Below are 16,458 nucleotides of genomic sequence, written 5' to 3' on the forward strand. Positions count from 1 at the left end.
GTCAGCTCACTGCTCCGGTCACGACGGCCACCGGTACGGCGACGAAGCCCGCCGTCAGCACCAGGGCGAGGAGGTTGGCGACGGTCTTGAGCACCCGGTCGCGGGCGGCGCTGCCGACGCCCAGCGTCTGCGCGGCGCTCCAGAACCCGTGCCGGACGTGCAGGCCGAGGGCGAGCATCGCCACGATGTAGAGCGTGGTGACGGGCCAGCGGTCGAAGGAGGCGATCAGGTTCTGGTACGGGTGCCCGGCCTCGGCGCGCGGGTTCACCGTCAGCGTCGTCAGGTCCAGGATGTGCCAGACGATGAACAGCGCGAGGATGACGCCGCCCCAGCGCATGGTGCGGGTGGCGTAGCTGGTGCGCCGCTTCCGGTGCGCGTACTTGCTCGGCCGCGCCCTGATGTCGCGGCGGCTGAGCTGGAAGGCGGCCACGCCGTGCGTGACGACGGCGGCCAGCAGCACCACCCGGGCGATCCACAGGAACCACTCGTGGTGCAGAAAGGGTTCGCCGACGGTGCGCAGCCAGTGCGCGTAGCCGTTCAACTCGTCGGGCCCGAAGAAAATCTTGAGGTTGCTCAGCATGTGCGCGACCAGGTACAGCAGCATCACCACGCCGCTGACCGCCATCGCGGTCTTCTTGCCGACGGTCGAGCGCCACAGCAGGCCCGCGAAGGACGGCCGTCGTTCCGTCCGGGTGTCCAGTGCCATGAGTCCTGACGTTAAGGACCGCCCGGCCCATCAGTCCAAGACATGGAACGGCTGATCTCCATAGGGCCTTCCTATCGACGCCTATCATCGGCGGTATGCAGTTCCAGCAACTCCGCTACTTCGCGGCGGTCGCCGACACCCGCCACTTCACCCGCGCCGCCGAACGCGAGCACGTCGCGCAGCCCTCCCTGTCGCAGCAGATCAAGGCCCTGGAGCGGGAGCTGGGCGCCGATCTCTTCCACCGGGCGCGCGGCCACATCACCCTCACCGACGCGGGCCGGACCCTGCTGCCGCTGGCCCGGCGCATCATCGCCGACACCGAGACCGCCCGGCGCGAGGTGCAGGAGGTCGCGCAGCTCAGGCGCGGCCGGCTGCGGCTCGGCGCGCCGCCCAGCCTGTGCGCGAGCCTGGTCCCGGACGTACTGAGCGTCTTCCACGCCGCCTACCCGGGCGTGGAACTGGTCGTCCACGAGGACGGTTCGCAGGACCTGGTACGCGTTCTGGCGGACGGTGAACTGGACCTGGCGCTCATCATCACACCGCTTCCGGAGCAGGCCCCGGCGCTGGCTACCGCCGAACTGCTGCGGGAGGAACTGGTCGTGGTCTCCGCGCCGGACCGCCCGGCCCCGGTGGCAGGCGGCCGGCGGATGCGCGTCGAGGATCTGCAGAACCGGCCGCTGGCGATGTTCCGGCGCGGCTATGACCTGCGGGAATTCACCATGGCGGCGTGCCGGGCGGCCGGGTTCGAGCCGGTCTTCACCGTCGAGGGCGGCGAGATGGACGCGGTGCTGGGATTCGTACGGGCCGGGCTGGGCGTCGCGGTCGTCCCCAGCATGGTCGCCGAACGTTCCGGGCTGCGCGTCACCCGCTTCGCCAGCCCGGACATGCACCGGGTGATCTCGGTCGCGCACCGGGGGGACGTCTCGCCGCCACGGGCCGCCCGCGAACTCCGGCGCATCCTGCTGACACATCCGGGGCTGGAGATGCCGGGCAGGTGACGGGTCCCGGCACCTTGACAGCCTGTCCGGAACCGATGGCAGGGCTGTTTTCAGTCACACAACCCGGAAAGCGCGCGCCTCCGGCGGGGCCGGTGCCCAGGTGGCAGGGGGCGCGAATTCTCGCGCGGCCCAGGGGCCCCAAGGCGAACAGGCTGTTTCCAGGCAGAAGCCAGGAAGGCCATTGCCTTTTCTACGTTTGCGGCGGTAAAAAAGGCTGCACTTGCCGGAAGACGGCACAGCAATGGGCACCAACGGGGGAAAGGCAAGGAATGCCGATGTTGCTGGAAGAAGTTTACGCGGGCGCGCCGACCGTCAAATCAGGGCGACACATCACCACGGTGAATGAATTCACCGACCAGTCGCCCGCACTCCGCCCGGAAGTGCTCGCGGAGGCGACCAGCCGGCTGGTCGAACTGGGCACCTTCGAGGCCGGGAAGATCCTGGTCGAGGAGGACAAGGGAGCGATCCTCGGCGGCGCGGTGTCACTGGCCGTCGGACTGCCGCTCGCGGTCGCCCGCTGGTACACCTACGACCTGAGCGACCACGGCATCTCGGTGCCCATAGACAGCGAGTACTTCGCGGGCACGCTCTACATCAACGGCATCGAGCCGGGCGACCGGGTGACGATCGTCGACGACACCATCAGCACCGGCGGCACCCTCATCGCCCTGATCGAGGCCGTCCGGGCGGCCGGTGCCCGGGTCGAAGAAGTCCTGGTGGCGGTGGAGAAGCCGGAGAACGGCGGCCGGCAGCGGGTCGCCGAACGCTTCGGCATCGAGGTCCGCTCCGTCATCCGCATCGCCGTCGACCCGGACTCCGGCCGCGTGGCCGTCCTGGGCTGACCGCCGCACGGGGAATGGCGCCGCACGCCCTCGCGCCGTACGTTCCCCGGGGACCCGCATCCGTACGTTCTCCGGATGCAGCCACGCCGGATCACACCCGTTCACACCCGCCCGAGGAGTTCTGTGTGAGCACGACCAGCCCCGGCGCCGGGACCGGCCGCACGCAATTGTATGAACTGCGTCACATTGCCGAACCCGGAGCCGCGCGGATATTCGCCAAATGCGAATTCAACAATCCCACCGGAAGTCATAAGGACCGTGTCTTCTCCTACATGATCGATGAGCTGGAGAAGGCAGGAACGATCAGCCCCGGCATGACCTTGATCGAGTGTTCGACCGGAAATGGCGGCGCCGCGCTCTCCCGGGTCGGCGCCCAGCGCGGATACCGCATCATCATCGTCATGCCGGAGGGCATGACCGAAGAACGCAGGAAGCAGATCGCGTCATGGGGCGGCACGGTCGTCGAGACCTCCCCCGAAGGCTTCCTGCTGGAGGGCGAGGAGACCGCCCGCCGGTACGTTGCCGAACACCCCGGCAGCCACTTCCTCGACCAGTCCACCAACGAACTGAACTGGCGCGCCTGGCGCTCCTGCGGCCGCGAGATCGTCACCGACCTGCGGGAAGCGGGCGCGGTCCCCGGCCACTTCATCTGCTCCATCGGCACCGGCGGCACCTTCACCGGGATCGCCGACATCCTCAAGGACGCCCACCCCGGCCTGCGGACCTGGGCCGTCGAAGTGGACCGCTCGGCCGCCCTGTACGCCAAGCGCAACGGCCTGCCCTTCGAGCACCACACCCACAACATGATGGGCCTGGGTCCTGGCAAGGTGCCGTCCAACCTGCGGGAGGAACTCGTCGACGAGGTCGGACTGATCACCGGCGACGACGGCTGGAACACGATGAAGCGCCTCATCTCCGAGGAGGGGCTGCCCGTCGGTCCCACCGCCGGCGGCAACATCTTCGCCGCCCAGCGGCTGGCCAGGACGCTGCCCCCGGAAGAGGTCGTGGTCACCGTGCTGTTCGACTCCGCCTGGAAATACCTCAGCATCTGGGACGGCAAGTACGCGCAGTACGGGACGGAGGCGGACTCGTGACCGCGGAGCAGCCGTCCGCCACGGAGCCGGATACCGCGCGGCGCCTGGCCGCCGTCACCCGCCGCCTCCACCTGGCCTGCGAGCGGGCCGGGGTGCTGCCCGGGGACGTACGGCTCGTCGCCGTCAGCAAGTTCCACGCACCGCCCGTGCTCGCCGACGCCCTGGAGACCGGGCACCGCCACTTCGGCGAGAGCCGGGTGCAGGAGGTGCAGAGCAAGTGGCCGCCGCTGCGGGAGCGCTACCCCGGCACCCGGCTGCACCTCATCGGACCGCTGCAGACCAACAAGGCCGCCGCGGCCGTCGGCGCCTTCGACGTCCTGCACAGCGTGGACCGGCCCCGCCTGGCCGCCGCCCTGGCCACCGCCATGGAGCGCACAGGCCGCCGCCCGGACTGCTTCGTCCAGGTCAACACCGGCGACGAAGCCCACAAGAGCGGAGTGCCCGTCGCCGCGGCGGGCGCGTTCGTCAAGGAGTGCGTGGGCACGTACGGGCTGCCCGTCGTCGGCCTGATGTGCATCCCGCCCTACGGACGCGACCCCCGTCCGCAGTTCGCCCTGCTGCGCGCACTGGCAGCCGAATGCGGCCTGCGGCAGCTCAGTATGGGGATGAGCGCCGATTTCGAGACCGCGGTGGCCGAAGGCGCGACCACGGTCCGGGTCGGCGAGGCGGTCTTCGGGCCGCGCCCGCGACACTGAGGGGGCATCATGACCGCGCTGTTCGTCTTCAGCCTCTTCTCCGCCCTGGTGGACGTCTTCGCCTCCGAGCGCCTCCAGCACGTGGACCCGGGAAGCGTGGCCGCGGTCGCGTTCACCCTCACCGGAGCGTTCTTCTGCCTGCTGACCGTCGTCCGGCTGCGCCCGGCCCGGCTCCTGGCGGTCGTCCGCGCGCACGCCGTCGACCTGATCGTCCTCAACATCACCACCGCCGTGACCTGGCTGACCCTCCTGTACGCCCTCAAGCTCATGGAACCGGCCGTCACCAACGTCGTCTCCATCGCCATCGGCCCCGCCTTCACCGTCCTCCTCCAGGCCGTGTGGTGGAAGCGGGACCGCGTCCTGCCGGGCGAGCTCCTCTCCGCGGTCGGCATCCTGCTCACCCTGGCCGGCCTGGTCTGGGCGTCGCTGGACGGCCGCAGCGGGGTGGGCGACCGGGCCGCCCTGGCCATGACGCTGGGCCTGTGCGCCGCGGTCGCCTCCGGTGCCGGCGGGGCCGCCAACGTCGTCTTCTCCGCCCGCCTGGGCGCGACCGGGGTGGACGTACCCACCGTCATGGGCCTGCGCTTCGGCCTGGTGGCGGCCGTCGGCTGGACCCTGGCCGCCTTCTCCGGCGCGGAGCAGCTGGGCCGGGCCCTGGTGCCGGGGGCCGTGGTGGCCGTCATCGGCGTCTCCATCCCCGCCTATCTGGTGCAGATCGGGGTGCGGAAGGTGACCCCGATGACCGCCTCCATGATCTGCGCGCTCGCCCCCGCCATGACCCTTCTGATCCAGCTCGCCGACTCCCGGCTGATGTTCTCGGTGCCGTCGACCGTCGGCATCGCCGTGATCACCGTCTTCATCGCGATCGGGCTGCTGGCCCGCCGGGGAGCGCCCCCGGCCGCGGTGGTCCAGGAAGGCAGGACCCATGCAGTGTCTGATCGTTGACGCCTACTCCACCGGCCGTTTCCTGCCCGCCGCCCTGGCCGAACGCGGTGTCAAGTGCGTCCATGTGCAGAGCACTCCGGCCATTCCCGACTACCTCCAGCGCACGTTCCCGCAGGGAGCCTTCACGGAGACCCTCGTGTACGACGGCGACCTGGAGGCGCTGCTGGCGGCGGTGCGCGCGGCCGCCCCCGCCTTCGTCCTGCCCGGCAACGAGACCGGCGTCGACCTCGCCGACGTCCTCGCCCGCCGCCTCGGCCTGCCCGGCAACACCCCGGACGAGCGGCGGGTACGGCGCGACAAGTACGACATGGCCATGGCCGTACGCGCCCACGGGCTGCGCGCCCCCGACACCCTGCGCACCTCCCGCTTCGACACGGCCCTCTCCTGGGCGCGGGCGCACGGCCGCTGGCCGCTGGTGGTCAAACCCGCCGACAGCGCGGGCACCGACAACGTCTTCTTCTGCGCCGACCCGGTCGAACTGTGCACCTCCTTCGGCCACATCCTCAGCTCGTCCAACATCCAGGGCAACCGCAACAAGACCGTCGTCATCCAGGAGCGCCTGACGGGCACCGAGTACTTCGCCAACACCGTCAGCGTCGACGGCCGCCACCACATCGCGGAGATCTGGCGCTATCACAAGCGGCGCGGCCGCGGCGGGGCGGCGATCTACGACTACGAGGAGCCGCTGACCGCGGACGACCCCGCTGCCGCCGCCCTCAGGCCGTACCTCCTGGGCGTCCTGGACGCGCTCGGCGTCCGGCACGGGCCCGCCCACTCGGAGGTCATGCTGACCGACGAGGGCCCCGTGCTGATCGAGACCGGCGCCCGGCTGGCCGGCAGCATCCTGCCGCACGTGGTCAGCCGCTGCTTCGGCACCAACCACGTGGAGCTGACCGCACTGGCCGGCAGCGACCCGGCCGCCTTCGCCGCCCGCGCCGCGGTCCCGGCCGAGCCGCGCACCGGGCTGCGCTACGTCTCGCTGATCTCCCCGTTCGCGGGGCGGCTGATGTCCCTGGACGGCTTCGAGCGGCTGCGCGACCTGCCGTCGTACGCCGACCACTACCTCGGCGTGCAGGCCGGCGCCTACCTCAGCCCCACGGTGGACGCGGCCACGTCGCCCGGCGTCTGCTACCTGCTGCACGGCGACGAGCGGCAGATCGAGGCGGACTACCGGCGGCTGCGCGCGCTGGAACTCCAGGAATTCGGCGGACTCTACGAAGTCGACCGGACCCGGTGAACGCCCGGGGGCCGGCCGGCCCCCGGGCAGGTGCCTTCACAGACCGAGCCCGGCCTCCAGGGCCTTGGCCACCGCGTCCTTGTCCCCGTCCAGCCCGACGTCGGCCGCGGCCTGCCGCCCGAACGCGAACAGGAGCAGCTCGCCGGGCTCACCGGTGGCCGTGACGACCGGTGCGCCGCGGTGCGCGACCGCCGTCCGGCCGTCCGGGCGGCGCAGCACCAGCCCCACCGGCGACTTGCGCCCCAGGATGCGCGCCGCCTTCTCCAGGCGCGACCACAGCGCGTCCGAGAAGACCGGGTCCAGCTCGCGCGGCGTGAAGTCAGGCCGGGCCCGCCGCACGTCCTCGGAGTGGATGTAGAACTCGACGGTGTTGGCCGCCTCGTCGACCTGCTTGAGCGCGTACGGCGACAGCCGGGGCGGGCCGCTCCGGATGAGCCGCAGCAGCTCGTCGTACGGCTTCTCGGAGAACTCCCGCTGCACCCGCTCCAGGCGGCCCGCCAGCGGCTTGACGATCAGGCCGCCCGCCGCGTCCGCACGCCGCTCGCGCACCACCACGTGCGCGGCGAGGTCCCGCGTCGTCCAGCCCTCGCACAGCGTCGGCGCATCGGGCCCGGCGCCCTCCAACAGGTCGGCAAGGAGCAGCCGTTCGCGCTTCGCATGGGTCGACATGCGCCCAGCCTACGACCGGTGCGCGGCGGGTGCCACGGCGCCACGCGCCGCGCACCCCGCGGTGACGGCCGTACCCCGCGGTGACGGCCGTACGCGATCAGCTCCGCAGCAGCAGTACGGCGGCGACCAGCAGCCCGGCGGCGAAGATCGCGAGCAGCACCGCCGACGCGACCTTCGCCGTGCGGTCGGCGTCCGGAGGCGGCGGCTGGCGGGTCATGGATGCAGGATGCCGTACGTCACCCGCCTTCGCGCGCGCCGCCCGCGCAGCACCCGGCACACCGGACGCCCGGCACACGGGCCGCCCGGCACACGGCACAATGGACCCATGAGCAGCCGCGTCCCGAATTCCCAGCTCGACCCGGCCGTCGCCGCCCGCCTCAAGCGCGACGCCGACGGTCTGGTCCCCGCCATCGCCCAGCAGTACGACACCGGCGAGGTGCTGATGCTCGGCTGGATGGACGACGAGGCGCTGCACCGCACGCTCACCACCGGCCGCTGCACGTACTGGAGCCGCAGCCGCCGGGAGTACTGGGTCAAGGGCGACACATCCGGACACGTCCAGCACGTGAAGTCCGTCGCCCTGGACTGCGACGCGGACACCGTCCTGGTCAAGGTCGACCAGGTCGGCGCGGCCTGCCACACCGGCGCCCGCACCTGCTTCGATGAGGATGTGCTCAGAGAAGGGCAGTAGGCTCCGCGCCATGACCACGGGAACCACCGGCACCGCCACACCGGACCTGGAGAACTTCCGCACGCTCGCGAAGGACCGCCGGGTCATCCCCGTCACCCGGCGCCTGCTCGCCGACGGCGACACCCCGGTGGGCCTCTACCGCAAGCTGGCCGCCGAACGACCGGGCACCTTCCTGCTCGAATCAGCCGAGAACGGCCGTACCTGGTCCCGGTATTCGTTCGTCGGCGTGCGCAGCGCCGCCACCCTGACCGTGCGCGACGGACAGTCCCACTGGCTGGGCACCCCGCCGGTCGGCGTGCCCACCGAAGGCGACCCGCTCGCCGCGCTCCGCGCCACCGTCGAGGCACTGCACACCCCGCGCGACCTGATCGAGGGCCAGGGCCTGCCGCCCTTCACCGGCGGCATGGTCGGCTACCTCGGCTACGACATCGTGCGCCGGCTGGAGAAGATCGGCGACAGCACCACGGACGATCTCGGCCTGCCCGAGCTGACCATGCTGCTCACCTCCGACCTGGCCGTACTGGACCACTGGAACGGCACGGTCCTGCTGATCGCCAACGCCATCAACCACAACGACCTGGAAACGGGCGTGGACGAGGCGTACGCGGACGCCGTGGCCCGCCTGGACACCATGGCCTACGACCTGGCCCGCCCGGCCCCCGCGAGCGCCGCGGCCCTGCCGCCCTCCGAACTTCCGCCGTACACCGCGAAGTGGGGCGGGGAGTCGTACCAGGACGTCGTCGAGGACATCAAGGAGCGCATCCGCGCGGGTGACGCCTTCCAGGTCGTGCCCTCGCAGCGCTTCGAAACCGAGTGCCGCGCCTCCGCGTTGGACGTCTACCGGGTGCTGCGGGCCACCAACCCCAGCCCGTACATGTACCTGCTCCGCTTCGAGGACGGCGTCGACATCGTCGGCTCCAGCCCCGAGGCGCTGGTCAAGGTCGAGAACGGGCAGGCCACCCTGCACCCCATCGCGGGCACCCGGCCGCGCGGCGCGACCGTCCCGGAGGACCAGGCCCTCGCCGACGAGCTGATGGCCGACCCCAAGGAGCGCGCCGAGCACCTCATGCTCGTCGACCTCGGCCGCAACGACCTGGGCCGGGTCTGCGAACCCGGCAGCGTCGAGGTCGTCGACTTCATGTCCGTCGAGCGCTACAGCCATGTCATGCACATCGTCTCCACCGTGACCGGGCGGCTGGCGCCCGGCCGTACCGCCTTCGACGTGCTCACCGCCTGCTTCCCCGCGGGCACCCTCTCCGGCGCCCCCAAGCCGCGCGCGATGCAGATCATCGAGGAAGTGGAACCCAGCCGCCGCGGTCTGTACGGCGGCTGCGTCGGCTACCTCGACTTCGCCGGCGACTCCGACACCGCCATCGCGATCCGCACGGCGCTGCTGCGGGACGGCACCGCCTACGTCCAGGCAGGCGCGGGCGTCGTCGCGGACTCCGACCCGGTGGCGGAGGACACGGAGTGCCGCAACAAGGCGGCCGCGGTGCTGCGGGCGGTGCACACGGCCAACGGGCTGGGGGCCTGAGCAGGGCCTCCACGAGGCTGGGGCACCGCGGACGGAAGGCGGTCGGGCCACCTCCGTACAGTGGTAGGCGTGACTGCCGTAGACCACCCCCGCACCGGCGCGACCGTGTCCCCGCCGACTTCGCCGGCCAAGCCCGCGCGCAGCGGAAGGAGCCTCGCGCTCGCGCTGATCTTCGGCGCGGCCGGCGCCGCCGTCGTGCTGCTGGCCTCCGGCCGCACCTGGGCCAGGGCCACCGCCGTCGTCGCCCAGGGACAGCTGCCGCAGACTGCTTCGGGCCAGGACGTCACGGGCGTGCCCGGCGCGCTCGCCATCGTCGGGCTCGCCGCCCTGGTCGCCCTCTTCGCCGTACGCGGGGCGGGCCGGACGGCGGTCGCCGCGCTGCTCGCCCTCAGCGGCCTGGGCACCGTCGTCGGCGCGTACCTGGGCCTCTCCGACACCGCGGCGCTCCGCGAGAAGGCGGCCACCGCCACCGGGCTGTCCGACGCGGGCGTCCAGGACGTCTCGCACACCTTCTGGCCCTGGGCGGCGGTCGTCGGCGGCCTCCTGCTGCTGGTCGCGGGGGTGCTGGCACTGCTGTGCGGGCGCCACTGGCCCGCGATGTCCGGGCGCTACGAACGGGCCGGCGCGGCCGCCCGCGGCCCGCGCAGCTCCGCCGCCGCCGACCCGGACCGCCCGGAAGAGATGTGGAAGTCCCTGGACCGGGGCGAGGACCCGACCCGGTAGTGGCCGCACCCCGGCCATCGGGGACAATGGATGGCGAGGGATCACCGCGCCCGACTCAGGCGCGAAAAAGCTACGAGGAGCACTCATGTCGAGCAGTGGCCACGGACACACTCCCGCCGCCTGGACCGGCGTCATCATCTCGTTCATCGGCTTCTGCGTCGCCGGCGCCTTCATCGTGCTGGCGAACGTGCCCGGGTTCTGGGCGGGCATGGTCCTGATCGGCCTCGGCGCCGTGGTCGGCGGCGTGATGCGCGCGCTCGGCATGGGCCAGAGTGGCAAGAAGGGCGCGACCGGCCACGGTCCGGCCAAGGCCCGGCCCCAGGAGGGCTGAGTCCCCGCCGGGCCCGGCCCGGCGGCAGCGGATCCTACGACGGCGCGGCTTCACGGCCCGTGCGGAGGGGGTGCCCGGTGGCACCGCCCGTACGGGGGCTGGGGGGTTGCGCCGTTGTCGTTGCTGTTGGTGTTGGCGTTGCCTTTGCCTTTGTGGATCCCGGTTGGGGTTCGGTTCGGTCCCGGTTCGAGCCGGGGCGGGGGCTGAGGGGATTTGTCACCCGTACGCGGTCGGTGGGCTGCGGCCTCGCCCATACCGCAGCACAATCGCCACGTGAGTGAACCCGTGGCTCCGGCCGGTGGGCCGGTCTCCGCGTCCGGGCCTGTGGGCAAGCCTGTCCGCGGAGCGGCCCGCCGCCGTGGTCCGCACGGCCTCGTCCGGCGGCTGCTGGCACCGTTCGGCACCCTGGCGGCCGTCGTCGCCGCCTTCGCCTTCGTGGGCCTCGTCGATCCCAACGAGCCCGGTCACTACCCGGCCTGCCCCCTGCTGGCCCTCACCGGCGTCTTCTGCCCGGCCTGCGGCGGACTGCGCAGTGCGCACGCGGTCGCGCACGGTGACCTCGTCACGGCCGCCGGAGCCAACGCCCTGGCGGTCGCCGGTTACGCGGCTTTCGCGCTCTTCTGGGCGGCCTGGGCCGTACGGGCAGCGCGCGGGCGCCCTACGGCGGGCCCACGGCCCGGAGCGGCGCACTGGTGGGCACTGGGCGGGCTGCTCCTCGCCTTCACGGCCGTGCGCAATCTTCCCTTCGGGGAGGGGCTGATTCCGTGACGGATCCGGAAAGATACGGCCTGGGGCGGGGATGCCGGGGACGGGTGCCCTCCGTTTCCGGGGCGCGGTGAGGCTGGTGGACCAAGGTCCGCGAGATCTGCGCCACGGGGTATCGAAAGGTCATCTGACCTGCTGTTTTCTCGCCCGGCTCGCGGTGCGCCCGTCCACCTGGTGGGACCGCCGTCAACCGGATGTGAGACCTTTGCCCCTCGCCGGATACCATCGGAGAGCCTGACGGGACGACACCGGCCCCGAGGGCGACTGTCACCCTCCACCGCTGAAGAAGGAGGCCGCTCGCGTGAGTGTGCTCGACGAGATCATCGAGGGAGTCCGCGCCGACCTTGCCGAGCGGCAGGCGCGCGTAGGCCTCGACGAGCTCAAGGAGCGGGCCCTCAAGGCGCGCCCGGCCAAGGACGGGGTCGCGGCCCTCAAGGGCGACAGCGTCACGGTGATCTGCGAGGTCAAGCGCTCCAGCCCCTCCAAGGGCGCGCTGGCCGCCATCGCCGACCCGGCCGGCCTCGCCGCCGACTACGAGGCGGGCGGCGCGGCGGTCATCTCCGTACTGACGGAGCAGCGGAAGTTCGGCGGTTCGCTCGCCGACCTGGAGGCCGTACGGGCCCGGGTCGACATCCCCGTCCTGCGCAAGGACTTCATCGTCACCGCCTACCAGCTGTGGGAGGCCCGTGCCTACGGCGCCGACCTGGCGCTGCTGATCGTCTCCGCGCTGGAGCAGGAGGCCCTGGTCTCCCTGATCGAGCGGGCCGAGTCGATCGGGCTGACGCCGCTGGTCGAGGTGCACGACGAGGAAGAGGTCGAGCGGGCCGTCGACGCCGGCGCGCGGATCATCGGGGTCAACGCCCGCAACCTGAAGACCCTTGAGGTCGACCGCGGGAACTTCGCGCGGATCGCGCCGGAGATCCCGGACCACATCGTCAAGATCGCCGAGTCCGGGGTGCGCGGGCCGCACGACCTGATCGCCTACGCCAACGACGGCGCCGACGCCGTGCTGGTCGGCGAGTCGCTGGTCACCGGCAAGGACCCGAAGACCGCCGTCGCCGACCTGGTCGCGGCCGGCTCCCACCCCGCCATCCGGCACGGACGGGGCTGACTCCTCCCATGACCGCCGCCCACCTCCACCGCCCCGGCCCGGGACCGCTCCCGGGGCCGGCCGGCGTGCTCGCCGCGGCCGGTGCCGCGCGCGATCCGCACGCGGCGCTGGGGCGCGGGTGCCGGCCGCGCGGCTGCCGGGCGCCGGCACGCCGGGTGCGCGGACGGCGGGTCAGGTATCACATCGGCGCGGAGCCGGGCCAGATCAACGGCCGGCGATGGCGTCGTAACGGCCTGCTGTAGCCGCTCGTTGCCGAGCGTGGGTGATTGATCCCGGTACGGGCCGTCCGTCGGCCGTACCGCGTACAGCGCTTCCGCCGCCCCGCCTTTTTCGTCTCCTCGCTGCTGTTGCCGGCGTGGCTGTCGCCATGCGCCGTCGGCGTCGCCGTACGAGGAGTGCATCGGGCGTGCGTCGGCGGCACCGCGACCCGTGATGCCCGCAAATCCATACTTCCGGGGCAGTTGCCCCGATCGAGGAGTACGTCGGATGTCTTCTGACTTCTTCATCCCGGACCCGGAGGGTCAGGTCCCGAACGCCGGAGGGTACTTCGGCGACTTCGGCGGCAAGTTCATCCCCGAGGCGCTGGTCGCCGCGGTGGACGAGGTGGCCGCCGAGTACGAGAAGGCCAAGGCCGACCCGGCCTTCGCCGCCGAGCTGAACGACCTGATGGTCAACTACACCGGGCGGCCCAGCGCCCTGACCGAGGTGCCGCGCTTCGCCGAGCACGCCGGCGGCGCCCGGATCTTCCTCAAGCGCGAGGACCTCAACCACACCGGCTCGCACAAGATCAACAACGTACTGGGCCAGGCACTGCTCACCCGGCGCATGGGCAAGACCCGTGTCATCGCCGAGACCGGCGCGGGCCAGCACGGCGTGGCCACCGCCACCGCCTGCGCCCTCTTCGGCCTCGAATGCACCATCTACATGGGCGAGATCGACACCGAGCGGCAGGCCCTGAACGTCGCCCGGATGCGGATGCTCGGCGCCGAGGTCATCGCCGTGAAGTCCGGCAGTCGCACCCTCAAGGACGCCATCAACGAGGCGTTCCGGGACTGGGTCGCCAACGTCGACCGCACCCACTACCTCTTCGGCACGGTCGCCGGACCGCACCCCTTCCCGGCCCTGGTCCGCGACTTCCACCGGGTCATCGGCGTCGAGGCGCGCCGCCAGATCCTGGAGCGCGCCGGGCGCCTCCCGGACGCCGCGGTGGCCTGCGTCGGCGGCGGCTCCAACGCCATCGGCCTGTTCCACGCGTTCCTCCAGGACGCCTCCGTACGGCTCGTCGGCTGCGAGCCCGGCGGCCACGGCGTCGAGACCGGCGAGCACGCCGCCACCCTCACCGAGGGCACCCCCGGCATCCTCCACGGCTCCCGCTCCTACGTCCTGCAGGACGAGGACGGGCAGATCACCGAGCCGTACTCGATCTCCGCCGGACTGGACTACCCGGGTATCGGGCCCGAGCACTCCTACCTCAAGGACACCGGCCGCGGTGAATACCGGGCCGTCACCGACGACGCGGCGATGCAGGCCCTGCGGCTGCTGTCGCGGACCGAGGGCATCATCCCGGCCATCGAGAGCGCCCACGCGCTGGCCGGCGCGCTGGAGCTCGGCCGGGAACTGGGCACGGACGGGCTGATCCTCGTCAACCTGTCCGGGCGCGGCGACAAGGACATGGACACCGCGGCCCGCTACTTCGGGCTGTACGGGGCGCCCGCCGACGACGCGGTGGAGGCGGACGACACCGACGCCACGGACACCGCGCTCGGCGCGCACGACGAGGGGAACAAGTGATGGCGGGCAACGTCGGGCTGCTCAGCAGCACCCTGGCCGCGGCCAAGGAGGAGAACCGGGCCGCGCTGGTCGGATATCTGCCGGCCGGCTTCCCGACCGTGGACGGCGGGGTACGGGCCGTCACGGCGATGATCGAGGGCGGCTGCGACGTCGTCGAGATCGGGCTGCCGCACAGCGACCCGGTGCTGGACGGCCCGGTCATCCAGACCGCCGACGACATCGCGCTGCGCGGCGGCGTCAAGATCAAGGACGTCATCCGTACGGTCGGCGAGGTGTACGCGGCGACCGGTGCGCCGGTGCTGTGCATGACGTACTGGAACCCGGTGGACGCGTACGGCGTCGAGCGCTTCGCCGCCGACCTGGCCGCCGCGGGCGGCGCCGGCTGCATCCTGCCCGACCTGCCGGTCGAGGAGTCCGGGGTGTGGCGCGCGGCCGCCGAAGAGCACGGACTGGCGACCGTGTTCGTGGTCGCGCCGAGCAGCCGGGACGAACGGCTGGCGAAGATCACCGAGGCGGGCAGCGGCTTCGTGTACGCGGCCTCGCTCATGGGGGTCACCGGCACCCGTGAGTCGGTGGGCCGCGAGGCGCAGGACCTGGTCGAGCGCACCCGGGCCACCACCGACCTGCCGGTCTGCGTCGGCCTCGGCGTCTCGAACGCCGGGCAGGCCGCCGAGGTCGCCCGGTTCGCGGACGGGGTCATCGTCGGCTCGGCCTTCGTCAAGCGGCTGCTGGACGCCGGGGACGACCTGGCGGCCGGGCTCGCGGGCGTCCGCGAACTGGCGGGCGAACTGGCCGCGGGCGTACGCAAGCGCGGATGATCCCGGGCGGCGTGCGGCCGACCTCGGCGGGCGTGTGTTCGGCCCCCGGTGGAGTGGTGTCGCACGTCCGGGTGGTCCGAGCGGGGTGCCCGCGGGTGTCCGGGCCGGTGTCCGGATCGGTGCCCGGATCGGTGTCCGGGCTGGTGTCCGGCGGGACTGTCCCTCGTTAGGACGAAGAACGCGGCGGAGGGGTGCGAGGGCACCCCTCCGTTTCGTTGTTCAGGGGCGTGAGCCAGAACAATCAAGACAAAAAGAACAGCGCCCGTGAGCGGCTCCAGGCCCAGCGGGCGAAGGAGAAGGCGCGCGAGCGGCGCGGCCGCCAGCTGAAGGTCGGTGCGGCCGTGGTGGCGGTGCTGGTCGTCGCCGGTGGCGTCGGCGTCTGGGCCGCCTCCTCGGGCGACGACAACTCCGGCAGCGGCAAGGTGGCCCTGCCCAAGGGAACCCAGGACAGCGACAAGCCCGCGGTGCCGGTCGGCAAGAAGGAGGCCCCGTCCACACTCACGGTGTGGGAGGACTTCCGCTGCCCCGCGTGTGCCCAGTTCGAGAAGGGCTTCCGCGGCGCCATCCACGAGCTGGAGGACTCCGGGCAGCTCAAGAGCGACTACCACCTCGCGACGATCATCGACGGCAGCATGGGCGGCAAGGGGTCGGTCACCGCCGCCAACGCCGCGCTCTGCGCCCAGGACGCGGGCCGTTTCCGCGAATACCACGACGTGCTGTACGAGAACCAGCCGCCGGAGCAGCAGGACCGCTTCGCGGACAAGAAGTACCTGATCCAGCTGGCCGGGAAGGTGAACGGGCTGGCCGGCGACACCTTCACCCAGTGCGTCAACGACGGCAAATACCTGGACTTCGTCCACAAGTCCAACTCCGCCTTCACCAACTCCGGTCACCGCGGCACACCGACGGTCCTGCTCAACGGCAAGAACCTGGCGGACGAGAAGAACCTCACCCCCGACGGGCTCAAGAAGAAGGTCCGGGACGCCGCCAAGGACCAGAAGGCGGGCGGCGGACCCTCTGGGGACAAACCGTCCGGCGCCAACTCCGGCAGCGGCACGGCGCAGACCGGGGCCGGTACGGCCGGCGCCTCGGCGGGCAGCGGGGCCGGGCACTCGGCGGGCAGTGGGGCCGGGCACTCGGCGGGCGCGGGCACGACGGCCGGTGCGGGTCACGGGGCCGGAGCCGGACAGGGCGCCGGTGCCGGTGCGGAGGCCGGGCACAGTGCCGGAGCTGGGCACAGTGCCGGTACCGGCTCCGGTGCCGGGCATACGGGCGGGAGCGCGGACCGGTCCCCGGCGCCGTGACGGGGCGGGCCGGTGCGATGGCCGGGCGGGCCGGGGTGCTGGCCGGAGGGGCCGGGGTGCTGGCCGGGCGGGCCGGGGTACTGGCCGGGCGGGCCGGGGCGGTGTGGCGTCGGGCCGGTCCGGTGGTGGGGCGGGTCGATGCGGTGCGGCGTCGGCCCGGTCCGGCGTCGGGGCGGGCCGATACGGTGTCCGTAATCGACCGCC

The 16,458-nt window shown here is 72.3% G+C and carries 18 protein-coding genes; 16 read left to right on the top strand and 2 right to left on the bottom strand.

The features are described 5' to 3' along the window. Nucleotide 1 precedes the first annotated feature (1 nt). Entirely contained in the window at nt 2-706 is a 705-nt protein-coding gene (locus A6A06_RS17120) for a succinate dehydrogenase cytochrome b subunit (RefSeq protein WP_073762015.1), read from the bottom strand. A 95-nt stretch (nt 707-801) separates the two neighbouring features. Between A6A06_RS17120 and A6A06_RS17125 the strand changes: the two genes are divergently transcribed. The 6 genes from A6A06_RS17125 to A6A06_RS17150 all read left to right on the top strand — a co-directional run bounded on the left by A6A06_RS17125 (nt 802) and on the right by A6A06_RS17150 (nt 6,517). Then, nucleotides 802-1,704 carry a LysR family transcriptional regulator gene (locus A6A06_RS17125; RefSeq protein ID WP_073762016.1) on the top strand — a complete coding sequence of 301 codons (903 nt, stop codon included), beginning with the start codon at nt 802-804 and terminating at the stop codon, nt 1,702-1,704. Between the two features lie 275 nt (nt 1,705-1,979). After that, a complete protein-coding gene (locus tag A6A06_RS17130) occupies nt 1,980-2,546 on the top strand; it encodes a phosphoribosyltransferase family protein (protein ID WP_073762017.1) in 567 nt (188 codons plus the stop codon). 125 nt (nt 2,547-2,671) lie between these two features. Continuing rightward, nucleotides 2,672-3,640 (top strand): cysteine synthase family protein, encoded by a 969-nt coding sequence (locus A6A06_RS41735; protein WP_073762018.1) that lies wholly within the window; start codon nt 2,672-2,674, stop codon nt 3,638-3,640. Further along, nucleotides 3,637-4,335, top strand: a complete 699-nt coding sequence (locus tag A6A06_RS41740) for a YggS family pyridoxal phosphate-dependent enzyme (protein ID WP_073762019.1) — start codon at nt 3,637-3,639, stop codon at nt 4,333-4,335. The genes A6A06_RS41735 and A6A06_RS41740 overlap by 4 nt, the downstream gene beginning before the upstream one ends. 9 nt (nt 4,336-4,344) lie before the next feature. Next, nucleotides 4,345-5,280 carry an EamA family transporter gene (locus A6A06_RS41745; protein WP_199930902.1) on the top strand — a complete coding sequence of 312 codons (936 nt, stop codon included), beginning with the start codon at nt 4,345-4,347 and terminating at the stop codon, nt 5,278-5,280. Next, a complete protein-coding gene (locus A6A06_RS17150) occupies nt 5,261-6,517 on the top strand; it encodes an ATP-grasp domain-containing protein (RefSeq protein ID WP_073762020.1) in 1,257 nt (418 codons plus the stop codon). The genes A6A06_RS41745 and A6A06_RS17150 overlap by 20 nt, the downstream gene beginning before the upstream one ends. A 36-nt stretch (nt 6,518-6,553) precedes the next feature. On the opposite strand, the gene A6A06_RS17155 is transcribed toward A6A06_RS17150, so the two are convergent. Continuing rightward, a complete protein-coding gene (locus A6A06_RS17155; protein WP_073762021.1) occupies nt 6,554-7,186 on the bottom strand; it encodes a TIGR03085 family metal-binding protein in 633 nt (210 codons plus the stop codon). 325 nt (nt 7,187-7,511) lie between these two features. Here A6A06_RS17155 and hisI point away from each other — a divergent pair, with 325 nt between their 5' ends. The 10 genes from hisI (at nt 7,512) to A6A06_RS17205 (ending at nt 16,254) form a co-directional block, all read left to right on the top strand. After that, nucleotides 7,512-7,877 carry a phosphoribosyl-AMP cyclohydrolase gene (hisI, locus tag A6A06_RS17160; RefSeq protein WP_073762022.1) on the top strand — a complete coding sequence of 122 codons (366 nt, stop codon included), beginning with the start codon at nt 7,512-7,514 and terminating at the stop codon, nt 7,875-7,877. A gap of 10 nt (nt 7,878-7,887) precedes the next feature. Further along, the gene (locus A6A06_RS17165; protein WP_073762023.1) at nt 7,888-9,411 is read left to right on the top strand and encodes an anthranilate synthase component I; all 1,524 of its coding nucleotides are present in this window, start codon (nt 7,888-7,890) and stop codon (nt 9,409-9,411) included. A gap of 69 nt (nt 9,412-9,480) precedes the next feature. Beyond that, complete coding sequence (locus tag A6A06_RS17170) at nt 9,481-10,134, top strand: TIGR02234 family membrane protein (protein WP_073762024.1); 654 nt, start codon at nt 9,481-9,483, stop codon at nt 10,132-10,134. Nucleotides 10,135-10,219: 85 nt separating this feature from the next. Continuing rightward, nucleotides 10,220-10,465, top strand: a complete 246-nt coding sequence (locus A6A06_RS17175; RefSeq protein ID WP_073762025.1) for an HGxxPAAW family protein — start codon at nt 10,220-10,222, stop codon at nt 10,463-10,465. A gap of 273 nt (nt 10,466-10,738) precedes the next feature. Further along, nucleotides 10,739-11,233 (top strand): DUF2752 domain-containing protein, encoded by a 495-nt coding sequence (locus A6A06_RS17180; RefSeq protein WP_443333745.1) that lies wholly within the window; start codon nt 10,739-10,741, stop codon nt 11,231-11,233. A gap of 298 nt (nt 11,234-11,531) precedes the next feature. Beyond that, nucleotides 11,532-12,341 carry an indole-3-glycerol phosphate synthase TrpC gene (trpC, locus tag A6A06_RS17185; protein WP_073762027.1) on the top strand — a complete coding sequence of 270 codons (810 nt, stop codon included), beginning with the start codon at nt 11,532-11,534 and terminating at the stop codon, nt 12,339-12,341. A gap of 8 nt (nt 12,342-12,349) precedes the next feature. Continuing rightward, on the top strand, nt 12,350-12,583 hold the full coding sequence (gene trpM, locus A6A06_RS42810) for a tryptophan biosynthesis modulator TrpM (RefSeq protein WP_073762028.1): 234 nt from the start codon (nt 12,350-12,352) through the stop codon (nt 12,581-12,583). Between the two features lie 244 nt (nt 12,584-12,827). Beyond that, nucleotides 12,828-14,132: a tryptophan synthase subunit beta gene (gene trpB / locus A6A06_RS17195; RefSeq protein ID WP_073762029.1), complete on the top strand. Its 1,305-nt coding sequence runs from the start codon at nt 12,828-12,830 to the stop codon at nt 14,130-14,132. Beyond that, on the top strand, nt 14,132-14,950 hold the full coding sequence (trpA, locus tag A6A06_RS17200; protein WP_073762030.1) for a tryptophan synthase subunit alpha: 819 nt from the start codon (nt 14,132-14,134) through the stop codon (nt 14,948-14,950). Before trpB ends, trpA begins: the two co-directional genes overlap by 1 nt. A 227-nt stretch (nt 14,951-15,177) precedes the next feature. Continuing rightward, nucleotides 15,178-16,254 carry a DsbA family protein gene (locus A6A06_RS17205; RefSeq protein ID WP_073762031.1) on the top strand — a complete coding sequence of 359 codons (1,077 nt, stop codon included), beginning with the start codon at nt 15,178-15,180 and terminating at the stop codon, nt 16,252-16,254. The last annotated feature ends 204 nt before the right edge of the window (nt 16,255-16,458 follow it).

This window comes from Streptomyces sp. CB02923, from assembly GCF_001905005.1.
GTDB lineage: Bacteria > Actinomycetota > Actinomycetes > Streptomycetales > Streptomycetaceae > Streptomyces.